Source organism: Saccharopolyspora sp. NPDC045839 (assembly GCF_056431645.1).
Window position 1 is genome coordinate 74,602 of record NZ_JBWKKH010000040.1, and the last position, 9,963, is coordinate 84,564.

General features: G+C 69.4%; 11 protein-coding genes. 5 read left to right on the plus strand and 6 right to left on the minus strand.

What is annotated here, in order from left to right; all coding sequences use genetic code 11:
* Positions 1-68: 68 nt before the first annotated feature.
* Positions 69-500 (plus strand): ArsI/CadI family heavy metal resistance metalloenzyme, encoded by a 432-nt coding sequence (locus AC07EQ_RS37105; protein ID WP_478392489.1) that lies wholly within the window; start codon positions 69-71, stop codon positions 498-500.
* 14 nt (positions 501-514) lie between these two features.
* Here the strand turns inward: AC07EQ_RS37105 and AC07EQ_RS37110 are convergent, their stop codons facing one another.
* Together AC07EQ_RS37110 and cmtR are read right to left on the minus strand one after the other, a co-directional pair.
* Positions 515-1,192, minus strand: a complete 678-nt coding sequence (locus tag AC07EQ_RS37110) for a cation efflux transmembrane domain-containing protein (protein WP_478392490.1) — start codon at positions 1,190-1,192, stop codon at positions 515-517.
* Positions 1,189-1,542 carry a Cd(II)/Pb(II)-sensing metalloregulatory transcriptional regulator CmtR gene (cmtR, locus tag AC07EQ_RS37115; protein ID WP_478392491.1) on the minus strand — a complete coding sequence of 118 codons (354 nt, stop codon included), beginning with the start codon at positions 1,540-1,542 and terminating at the stop codon, positions 1,189-1,191. The genes AC07EQ_RS37110 and cmtR overlap by 4 nt, the downstream gene beginning before the upstream one ends.
* A gap of 344 nt (positions 1,543-1,886) precedes the next feature.
* Here cmtR and AC07EQ_RS37120 point away from each other — a divergent pair, with 344 nt between their 5' ends.
* Positions 1,887-2,432 carry an RICIN domain-containing protein gene (locus AC07EQ_RS37120; protein ID WP_478392492.1) on the plus strand — a complete coding sequence of 182 codons (546 nt, stop codon included), beginning with the start codon at positions 1,887-1,889 and terminating at the stop codon, positions 2,430-2,432.
* Positions 2,433-2,480: 48 nt separating this feature from the next.
* On the opposite strand, the gene AC07EQ_RS37125 is transcribed toward AC07EQ_RS37120, so the two are convergent.
* On the minus strand, positions 2,481-3,791 hold the full coding sequence (locus tag AC07EQ_RS37125) for a hypothetical protein (RefSeq protein WP_478392493.1): 1,311 nt from the start codon (positions 3,789-3,791) through the stop codon (positions 2,481-2,483).
* Between the two features lie 117 nt (positions 3,792-3,908).
* Positions 3,909-5,510 (minus strand): hypothetical protein, encoded by a 1,602-nt coding sequence (locus AC07EQ_RS37130; protein WP_478392494.1) that lies wholly within the window; start codon positions 5,508-5,510, stop codon positions 3,909-3,911.
* A gap of 192 nt (positions 5,511-5,702) precedes the next feature.
* Here AC07EQ_RS37130 and AC07EQ_RS37135 point away from each other — a divergent pair, with 192 nt between their 5' ends.
* Positions 5,703-5,930: a hypothetical protein gene (locus tag AC07EQ_RS37135; protein WP_478392495.1), complete on the plus strand. Its 228-nt coding sequence runs from the start codon at positions 5,703-5,705 to the stop codon at positions 5,928-5,930.
* A 9-nt stretch (positions 5,931-5,939) separates the two neighbouring features.
* On the opposite strand, the gene AC07EQ_RS37140 is transcribed toward AC07EQ_RS37135, so the two are convergent.
* On the minus strand, positions 5,940-6,485 hold the full coding sequence (locus AC07EQ_RS37140; RefSeq protein ID WP_478392496.1) for a flavoprotein: 546 nt from the start codon (positions 6,483-6,485) through the stop codon (positions 5,940-5,942).
* A 193-nt stretch (positions 6,486-6,678) separates the two neighbouring features.
* Here AC07EQ_RS37140 and AC07EQ_RS37145 point away from each other — a divergent pair, with 193 nt between their 5' ends.
* A complete protein-coding gene (locus tag AC07EQ_RS37145; RefSeq protein ID WP_478392497.1) occupies positions 6,679-6,906 on the plus strand; it encodes a hypothetical protein in 228 nt (75 codons plus the stop codon).
* 334 nt (positions 6,907-7,240) lie between these two features.
* Entirely contained in the window at positions 7,241-7,459 is a 219-nt protein-coding gene (locus tag AC07EQ_RS37150) for a hypothetical protein (RefSeq protein WP_478392498.1), read from the plus strand.
* Between the two features lie 46 nt (positions 7,460-7,505).
* Here AC07EQ_RS37150 and AC07EQ_RS37155 read toward each other — a convergent pair whose 3' ends face one another.
* Complete coding sequence (locus AC07EQ_RS37155; protein ID WP_478392499.1) at positions 7,506-9,437, minus strand: N-acetylmuramoyl-L-alanine amidase; 1,932 nt, start codon at positions 9,435-9,437, stop codon at positions 7,506-7,508.
* Positions 9,438-9,963: the final 526 nt, after the last annotated feature.

The window sequence follows — 9,963 nt, forward strand, 5'->3', positions numbered from 1 at the left end:
ACAGATGTCGAAACAGAGGTTCAAGCTGTGGTCGTATATTTAGATGAACATCTAAGCAAGGGGATGCGATGTCACGCATGCAGCTCGCCCTCCGGGTCGGTGACCTCGAAGGATCGATCGCGTTCTACTCGAAGCTCTTCGGCGCCGAGCCGGCCAAGCGGCGGCCCGGCTACGCCAACTTCGCCATCGCCGAACCGCCGCTGAAGCTCGTCCTGCTGGAGGGCGAGGCGGGCCAGGACACGGTGATGGACCACCTCGGCGTCGAGGTCGACAGCACCGAGCAGGTCGACGCCGCCACCGAACGGCTCAAGGCGCTCGGCCTGTTCACCGACGTCGAGGAGGACACCACCTGCTGCTACGCCCGCCAGGACAAGGTCTGGGTCCACGGGCCCGGCCGCGAACCCTGGGAGGTCTACGTCGTCAAAGCCGACTCCCAGACCTTCGGTGCGACCGAGGCGCAGTGCTGCGCCGATGACGACGCATCGATCACCAACGCCTGAGCGCGAGGCGGCGGTCAGCAGCAGTGGTGGCCGCGCCAGGCTTCTCGGCCTTCCTTCACCGCCACCGCCGCGATCACCAGGGCGACGACGGGGTCCGCCCAGGACCAGTCGAGGAAGCTGTTGAGCAGCAGCCCCAGCAGCAGGACGCCCGACAGGTAGGTGCACAGCAGGGTTTGCTTGGAATCCGCGACCGCGCTGGCCGAACCGAGTTCCCGGCCGGCGCGGCGCTGGACCGCCGACAGGAACGGCATCACCAGCAGCGACACCGCGGCCAGCACGATGCCCACCGTCGAGTGGTCGGCCGACTGCGCGCCGAGCAGGGTTCGCACCGACTCGACCGTGACGTAGGCGGCCAGTGCGAAGAACGACACCGCGATCACCTTCAGCGCCGCCCGTTCCCGGGCTTCGGGGTCGCTGCCGGAGAACTGCCACGCCACCGCCGCTGCGGAGGCGACCTCGATCACCGAGTCCAGGCCGAAGCCGATCAACGCCGTCGACGAGGCCGCCGTTCCGGCCGAGATCGCCACGACCGCCTCGATGACGTTGTAGGTGATCGTCGCGGCGACCAGCCACCGAACCCGACGGGCCAGCACCGCGCGTCGCTGCGAGTCGGCCGTGGTGTCCGCCGCGCAGCAGCCGTCGACGCAGCCGTCCGGCTCTACCGGTGACCCGCGCCGGACATCCCCGCTCATCGCGCTACCCCGGGCTCGATCGCCGCCGCCTGGGCGTCGTTGAGGCACGGCTGATCCGTTTCCACGGCGAGCACGACCTGGACCAGCTCGCCGAGCGCGCGCGCCAGGTGGGCATCGGCCAGGGAATAGCGGACCTGGCGGCCTTCGTAGGTGGCCACGACAAGCCCGCAACCGCGCAGGCAGGCCAGGTGGTTGGAGACGTTCGAGCGGCTCAGCCCCAGCTGCTCGGCGAGCACGCCCGGATAACTCTCCCCGTCGAGTAGCGCGATCAGGATCCGGCAACGAGTCGGATCGGCGAGCGCCTTGCCCAGCCGGGCCAGCGCCGCGCCCCGCGTCTCACACGTCAGCATGAGCGGAACAGTACAGCGCTCAGTGACATATCAGCAAGAACTGAACTGTTCAGCCGTCGGGCGTCTCGGAATGCCGCGCGGGCACGCGCGGGGCGTTGGCCGCCTGGAGTGCAGGGCGCCGGTTTCGCGCGAAACCGCCACCGGTGTCAGGTCCGCGCGCAGCAGTGCCTGGATGGTGCTCGCGCTGGTGAGCACCAGGACGTCCACGTGCGGACTGGTTCCCGTGCGGGTGGGGGACACCCGTTGGTCGTGCTCGTTCGGCGGTTTCCCGGCGGTGGCGGGAACGTCGGCGCGGGGCAACGGCGGAAGTGCTCGTGTCCGAATGAGATCAGGAAGGGGCTTTCATGTATTCGCGAATCCTCCAGGTCGTTTCAGCAGCAGCGGCCACGGTCCTGCTCCCCGCTGTCGGGGCCGTCTCCGCGGCGCAGGCCGACGAAGCGCGCCAGGGGGCCGGTGACGTTCGCCAAACCGCTGTTCGGATCGTCAACGTGAGTTCCGGTCAGAAGCTGATTCCGACCGGATACGGTGCGAACAAGGCCGAGAACATCGTCACCTGGGCGAACGCCGTCGAGGAGGCTCCGGGCGGCAAGCTGTGGCGGCCGGAGGCCCTCGGCGCCGGCCACTACCAGATCCGGAACATCGACACGAACCTCTGCCTCGCGGTCGGCAACTACAACGCGCCCGACGGGAGGACGGCGGTCGTGCAGCAGAGCTGCGCACAAGGCCTCAACCAGCAATGGGAGCTGCCCTACGTCGGCGGCGGACACCTGATCAGTTCCCGAGCGGATGGCCGCGTCGTGACTCCGTTCAACACCGGCGGCAATTACTGGTCGGTCATGGACCAGCGGTCCGGAGCGCTGACCCAGCTGTGGAACTTCCCCCCGGCCTGACGCTCCTCGCCCGCGATCCGCAGCGGCTGTCGGCCCGGGGATTCGTGGTCAAGGATCTTCGCCTCCGCCGTGCCACTTCTGCATGTGCGTGGCGTGGGTGTGCAGGTAGGCGCCGGGTTTGAAGAAGCGGTCGTAGAAGTCCAGGTCCAGGTGGTGGGCCTGGACGTAGTTCAGGATGAACACCGTCGGCACCGTCCCGGGGAACTTCCCGAAGGTGTCCAGGACGTACTGCGCTTGGAGCGCGACGCACGCCTTGAACTCGGCGTCGTGCACCAGGGCGCTGCCGCGGAAGCCCGGGGTGTCGATCCAGGCACCCGGGGTGTCGCGGTGGAACGGCCCGCCGGGGCCGAACTTGCGTTCGGCGAACGCCTCGACCGCCGCCGCCATGTCGCGGTACCGCGGTGGGCAGCAGGCCTCGAAGACGCCTTCCCGGCCGGTGGGGTTCGGGGTCGGCCAGCGCTCGTCCTCGTCGTAGCGGAACCCGAGACCGGGGACGCCGGGATCGCCCGAGGCGCCGAGCATCGCGAATCGGTCGATCCCGTCGAACATCCAGCCGCCGAGCCCCATCGCCTGCAGCATCAGCACGCCCGCGTAGCAGGCGGAAGCCAGCTCCGCCGTCGCCTCGGTCAGCCCGTACTGCTCGGCGAAGGTGAGCGGGAACGGCTCCTCGACGTCGACCAGCCCGCCGAACTCCGCCAGCCCGGGGATCTCGCGATCGTTGACGTCGTCGTAGATCGCGTAGCCGTTCTGGGCGAAGAAGCACAGGATGGCGACGAGGTGCTGGGCGATGTCCGCCACCGGGATGACCAGCAGCGAACCGGGAACGTTGACGCACCAGGTGTTGTGCCCCTCCAGGTAGGGCTCCTCCGCCGGCAGGTACAGCCGCCCGGGCGAGAGCCGGCGCAGCCGCTCGCGGTGCCGCTCGACCACCAGCTCCGGGGTGATCTCCTCGACGGCCGGGTCGACCAGCGCGCCGGCGTCGCGGGTCGGGAAGAAGTAGAGCCCGGAGTCGTCGGTGAAGAAGAACTCGGCGGTGTGGACCCCGGCCGCGGACGGGAAGGTGCGTCCGGCGGCGGCGCCGGCGTAGTTCGCGACGTGCGGGGCGTAGCGGGCGTTCCGGGTGATCGAGTAGTGCCAGCCGGTCGTGCCGCCCATCGCGCTCAGCACGAGCATCCGCTCCAGGTCCGTCAGCGGCATCGGCTCGCGCCTGGAGCGGTAGGCGAGCGGACCGTCCGGGATCTCGTCGCCCAGGGCGAAACGCCGCGAGCGGCGGCCGAAAATCGCCTCCACCAGCGGGAAATCCGCAAGCTCCGCAAGCGCCGTCTCGAAGTCCTCCCCGGGCACAGCGCCAGACTGCACCCGGTGAGCGGGCCGGACCAAGGACTTTCTGCCCCTGCCTGCCCCGGTGCCTGGCCCCGCCCTGCGCCCGGACGGTCACTGCTCACGGGTGCGCGCGCACCATCCTGGAACGACCGCCTAGGCCAGGTGGGTCCTGATTCGTTCGATGCGCTGCTCGATCGGGACCGCGCGGGCCGCCTCCAGTGCGTTGAGAAGTTGTTGGAGGGGCGGGGAATCCGCGACGCCCAGGTTCTTGAACTCGCGTGCGTCGACCACGTTCGGGAACGCCGCGAGCGCCGGGTGGTTCGTCGTCAGCACCTCGTTCCCGCTGCGCGGCAGGAACGCCTTCTGCATCGTCGAGGGCGGTTCGTCCACGATGATCAGCGCGTCGGCCGTGCGGCCGTGTTCCTCCAGGCAGGTGATCTCCTGGGCCAGGGCGGGGGTCAGCTCCGCCGCCCAGACGATGATCTGGGCGGCCAGCGGGATCAGCTTCGCGACGGTCTCGAACCACGTGGCATCCGGGAGGTACAGGGCGGCCCTGGGGACGAACTGGCCGAACGCGGACGACAGCTCCAGCTCGCCCGCCTTCGTGCTGGCCACCGTGATCATCGGCACCGCGAGTTCCAGTTCCGCCAGTGCGGGACCGCAGTCGCGGTACACGATGGTCTGCACGTAGTCGCCCTGCGGATCGCCGGGATCCTCGAGGGCCGACGCGAGCGTCGACGAGAGGCCCGACTCCTCGGCCAGGCCGAAGTTGCGCAGCAGGAGCACGAACGGTTCGCCGGAGCACAGCCAGCTGCGGACCTGGCCGACCGAGCTCAGGTGCTTCTCCCGGGCGGCGCGGACGAGTTTGGCCATGTGGTTCCGCGGGGCACCCGCCAGCAGCCACGGCAGGCCGAAGCCCCTGCGCCGCCTCCTGCGGTCCCAATCGCGCTGCTTTCGCAGGTAGTCGAGGTTCAGCTCGGGCTCGCCGACCGCGAACCCGTCCAGCACCGCGCCCGCGTGCTCTGCCCGGCTGAGCCATTCGTCCACGTCGGGATTCCCGCCCCGATCCCGGCCGAACGACTTCAGGAGCTCGTCGAACTTCTCCCGGGCGGCCCTTTCATCGCCTTCCTGGAGCGACACCAGCGCCGTGTTGTACAAGCCCTGCGCCGCTCTCCCGCGCAGTTCAGGATCCGTATTGTGCCGGTACCGCCGAAAGATCTCCGTCCACAGCGCCGCTTGTTCCTCGCGTTTGCCCGACAGGTTCTTGCCTGTCGCGAGGTGATCGCCGCGCAGGTGCGCGTGGATCGCCAGCGCCCGGCACAGCGCGCGCTCCACCCGGACGTCCACCGGCCTGCGGACGGCGTCCACCACGTCGCGCAGGACGCCGGCTGCGGCGGCGTTGCCCGCCGCATCGGCTTGCCCGGTGTAGGCGCACAGGTCGGTCAGCATGTCGATCACCCGCGCGCCCAGTTCGGGGTCCGGGTGGTGCGCGTAATGCTCGCCGTACCAGCGCAGCAGCAGGAACGAGTCGGCGATGTCGCCGGCGCGGTAGAGCGCCGTCACGGTCTCGTACACGACGAAGGCGTGGTCGCGCGGGTCGTACGGGCCTGAGCTCGCCGCCTGCTCCGGGAGGGTCTCGAACAGCCAGGTCCGGAAGTCCCGGTCGGCCACCTGCCTGGCGGACTCGCTCCGCATTCGCCGCCACCTGCCGATGGCGCCGTCCACCACGTCCGCGAGCGTCAAGTCGTCGTCCACTGGCGTCACCCCAACTTGTGCGTGCCTCGACCGTTCACGGCCGGTTTCCAGGGCCTTTGGCCTCAGGGGCCGGTGCTCGTGCGCGCGTACAGTTCTTCGGCGGAGCCGGGTTCTAGCGATTCGGTCGGAACATACCGGGGTCCGGCGGGATTGTGCGGGCCTCTCCGATAATCAACCGAAGGAGCATCGGTGATGCGTACTGTTCTGCGCGGTTCGCTCGGCCTCGCGCTGGCGCTGCCTCTCCTGTTCGGAGTCGCCGCGCTCGCCCCGGCCGCGTTCGCCGCCCTTCCGGCACCTGCGGTGGCGGTGCAGCTCGCCCCGCAGCAGCAGACCGATCAGTGCAACCAGGACGACTGGGTCTGTCAGGAGCACCAGCAACAACACCAGCACCAGCAAGACATGCAGCAGCACGGGCGCTGAGGGTCGGGCTCAGTCGTCGAGCGCCGCGTCGAGGATCTTGAGCCAGGGGATCTCCAGGGCCTGATCGCTCCTGGGGCCTTGCAGGGGCCAGTAGTCGTCGCCCGTCAGGAGCTGCACGTCGGCCTGGCGCAGCGTTTCCACGTGCGACTTCCACGCCGGGTGGCGGACCTGCGTGACGTTGATCTTCGGGAACACCACCACCGGGATCCCGGGGGTCCCCATCGCCTCGCCCAGCGTGGTCAGGGCCTGGTTGTCGGCTAATCCGAGGGCGAGCTTGGCGACCGTGTTCGCCGTCGCCGGGCACGCCAGGTAGCGGTCGATGGGCGGATGCGGGCGGCCGGCGCCGGGCAGCCGGGGCTCGACCCGGCACGGCAGGCCGGTGACCTGCTCGATCCGCTCGACCTCGCCGAGCGCCCGCAGCCACGCACCGGCCGCGGGCGTGAGCGTCACCGCGACCCGCCAACCCCGCGCGATGGCCGGTTCGATCAGGGCCGGGCGGATCCGCTCCACGCCGCCTGCCGCCGATCCGATCAGTCCCAGGGTCCGCACGCTCATCCCGCCAGTATGTCGGGGGACGGATCATCCGGGAACCGCGGTGGATGTCCACAGGGGACCAGGGCCTTTGGGCTCCGGATTCGGCGCGCGCGGGCGCGTAGGCTCGGTTGGCGGAGCCGATTTCCAGCCGTTCGGTTCGGAAAGTGCCGAGATTTCCGAGTCTCGGCGAACATCAACCGAAGGAGCATCGGTGATGCGTACTGTTCTGCGCGGATCGCTCGGCATCGCGCTGGGGGTGCCACTCCTGTTCGGCCTCGCCCCGGCCGCGTTCGCGGTCAGTCCGGCGCCTGCGGTGGCGGCGCAGCTCGCCCCTCAGCAGATGCACCACCACGACTGCGCGGAGGGCGATGTGATCTGCGAGATGCACGCGCACGAGCACGAGCACGAGCACCACTCGCACGAACACGGGCAGAACCGCTAGGCGGTCGACAGCAGGTGCGAAAGTCATCGGCGGGGCGCCCCGCGCGATGGCCGGTTCGATCAGGGCCGGGCGGATCCGCTCCGCGCCGCCTGCCGCCGAGCCGATGAGTCCCAGGGGCCGCACGCTCATCCCGCCAGTGTGCCGGGGATGGGGCATCCCGGAAATCGCGTCGAATGTCTACATCGGACACGACTGGTGTCAAGGACCTTTGGGCTCGGGATTCGGTCCGCGCGGGCACGTAGGCTCGGTCGGCGGAGCCGATTTCCAGCCGTTCGGTTCGGAAAGTGCCGAGATTTCCGAGTCTCGGCGAACATCAACCGAAGGAGCATCGGTGATGCGTACTGTTCTGCGCGGATCGCTCGGCATCTTGCTGGCGGTGCCACTCCTGTCCGGCCTCGCCCCGGCTGCGTTCGCGGCCAGTCCTGCGCCTGCGGCGCAGCTCGCTCTTCAGCAGCAGGACCACCACCACTGCGCGGAGGACGACGTGATCTGCGAGACGCACGAGCACTTGCACGATCTCCAACGCCACCTGCAAGAGCACGGGCAGCACTAGGCGGTCGGCGGAGCGCCCCGCTGGGCAGGGCGCTCCGCCGGGGTCATCAGACCGACTTGAGGTCCGATTCCTTCACGTAGACCCAGCGGTAGTTGTACGAGATCGGGACGTAGACCTCGTCGCCGACGATCACCTCGTGGTTGTCCGGGTCGTTCAGCCCGTCGTAGACCACGTTGTAGTCGAGCGCCTTGGTCTCCTCGCCCGCGACGTACACCTGACCGGCCGGCACCTTGTACGGCAGCGGCTTGATCTTGCGCGGGTCGATGCCGGACGGGTAGTCGCCCGGCTGCGGCAGCGACAGGCCGTAGGTCGGGATCTGGTCCCGGACCGGCGTGACCAGGTCGGCGCCGTCGGCGGGTGCCGTGTTCGTGCCGCCCGGGTCGCGCAGCCAGGCCTTCTTGCCGTCGAACCAGATGGCCAGCCAGTCGCCCGAGCGTTCCGCCACCGCGTACTGCCGGCCCGTGTTGGCCTTGGCCGACCAGTCCTCGATCTTGGTCGTGCCCGGCGAGCCGTCCGGGTGCACCGTGGGCGAGCCGATCAGCGGCGCGTCATCGCGCGGCTCGGTGTGCAGGTACAGGAAGTTCGCGCCCTGCGCCGGAAGTGTCTGGCAGGGCTTGTCCTTCTGGCACTCGACGACCTCCGGCCGGTTCGCGTCGAACCGCGGGAAGATGGTCACCACGTCGTCGCCGCCGGTGTCGCCGTCCAGCGGCTCGTCCAGCAGCTTCATGTAGTGCGCCCAGTCCCAGAACGGGCCCGGGTCGTAGTGCTCACCGCCCGCCTTCGCCGGGTTGTCGGCGCTGACGTCGTCGTGGCCGACGATGTGCTCGCGGTCCAGCGGGATGTCGTACTTGTCCGCCAGGTACTTCACCAGCTCCGCCGACGAGCGGTACATCTGCTCGGTGTACCACTTGCCGCCCTCGGCGGCGAAGCCCTCGTGCTCAATGCCGATCGAGCGCATGTTCCGGTCCCAGTTGCCGGCGTGCCACGCCATGTCCTTGGTGGGGACCATCTGCGTGATCTGGCCGTCGGAGGAGCGGACGATGTAGTGCGACGCCGCGCCGTGCGCCGGGTTCTGGAACGCCGAGATCGCCGTCTGGTACGAGGTCTCCGTGTCGTGGATGACGATGGAGTCGATCTTGACGTCCTTCGGCCGGTTCGCCGTGTCGTAGTTGCCGTAGCCGCCGGTGGGATCCTGCGGATCGGTCGGGGCGTAGGCCGCCGGGATGTAGCGGCAGTCCAGCTCGGTCGGGCACTCCGGCTTCGGGCCGAGCGGGGCGTCCTTGACGTTCTTCAGGTTGGTGCCGGTGAGATCCCGGTCCGGCAACACCTCCGGGATCTTGGCGAATGCCAGCCGCTGGCCGGTCGACGTGGTGCGGGCGCGGCCCTGGCCGAGCACGTCGTAGACGTCGTCGGCGAAGGACTGCGCGCCGCTGGCCTGCGGGCTGCCGCTGAGCTCGGCGATCGCCGGGTACCAGCCGCCGATGTTGTTCGGCAGGTCTCCCTCGCCGAGGTTCTTGGCGCGCTGGGCCAGCAGCGCGGCACCGGCCCGGATGTTCTGCTCCGGGTCGCGCTTCACCTGCTCCGGCGGGAGGCCCACCAGCGCCGCGGCCTCGGTCAGGGTGTGCAGCGTCGGGTGGTCCCCGAGCTTCTGCAGCTTCGGGTTCTCGCTGCGGAGCTCGTCGGGGTCGATGTCGGTCAGGTGCATCGGGCCGTAGCCGCCGGCCACGCTCTGCTCACCGTTGTGGTCTTCCCACCTGGTGAGCTGGAACGAGGTCGCCATCAGCAGCGGCATCGGGATGCCGAACTCGGCGGCGGCCGATTCGAAGGCGCGCTGCTCGACGGTGTCGGGCGCGGCCGGGGTCATGGGGGTGGCATTCGGGCCGGCGCCGAGGGCAGTGTGGGCTGCGCCGGTCAGCAGCCCGGTGACGCTCGCCGTGACCACAGCGGCTCGCCACCAGTGGAGCTTCCTGGCAGTCAAAGTTCGCTACCTCGCAAAACCAGAACTGGTGTCCTAAGTGGACCTGTGGGGTGCGCTGTCGATCACCGAACCTGCCAGTGGTCCGCAAGCGCTCGTGAGCGCTTTGGATTGCTATGACGCTCCAAAGCACTCACGAGTCCCGGGCGCAGCCGGTCGGCCGCCGCGGGATATATCGGACCATCGTCGTGTCCTCGGTTGATCAACTGCGGGGCCCACCATTCCACCGTTCGACTGATTCGGCACCGTCGAAATCCGATCTGAAACCGGGTCGATACGTGCAGAGCGGAAATTCTTCGCCTTCGGGCCGCCCGAATGCCCGAAAGTGCGAGCAGCGGTCGGGGCGTTGTCCCGGCCCGCTCCCCCCGACGGGCGCCCGGCTACGGCGATTTCGCGCGAAATCGCCACCCCGCGTTCGCAAGGGGGCGGCGGTTTTTTGGGGAAGGAAAGCCAAGGGGCCCAACGGAGCGAAAGGGAGCGGCGCACCCGACCCCTTTCCCGAAAGAGACCCAAACCCCTCCCGTCCCTC

Bases quoted from the DNA above. Each gene is read 5' to 3' on its own strand.
- AC07EQ_RS37110 (WP_478392490.1), bottom strand. From the start codon at position 1,192: ATGAGCGGGGATGTCCGGCGCGGGTCACCGGTAGAGCCGGACGGCTGC.
- AC07EQ_RS37120 (WP_478392492.1), top strand. From the start codon at position 1,887: ATGTATTCGCGAATCCTCCAGGTCGTTTCAGCAGCAGCGGCCACGGTC.
- AC07EQ_RS37135 (WP_478392495.1), top strand. From the start codon at position 5,703: ATGCGTACTGTTCTGCGCGGTTCGCTCGGCCTCGCGCTGGCGCTGCCT.
- AC07EQ_RS37140 (WP_478392496.1), bottom strand. From the start codon at position 6,485: ATGAGCGTGCGGACCCTGGGACTGATCGGATCGGCGGCAGGCGGCGTG.
- AC07EQ_RS37145 (WP_478392497.1), top strand. From the start codon at position 6,679: ATGCGTACTGTTCTGCGCGGATCGCTCGGCATCGCGCTGGGGGTGCCA.
- AC07EQ_RS37150 (WP_478392498.1), top strand. From the start codon at position 7,241: ATGCGTACTGTTCTGCGCGGATCGCTCGGCATCTTGCTGGCGGTGCCA.
- AC07EQ_RS37105 (WP_478392489.1), top strand. From the start codon at position 69: ATGTCACGCATGCAGCTCGCCCTCCGGGTCGGTGACCTCGAAGGATCG.
- cmtR (WP_478392491.1), bottom strand. From the start codon at position 1,542: ATGCTGACGTGTGAGACGCGGGGCGCGGCGCTGGCCCGGCTGGGCAAG.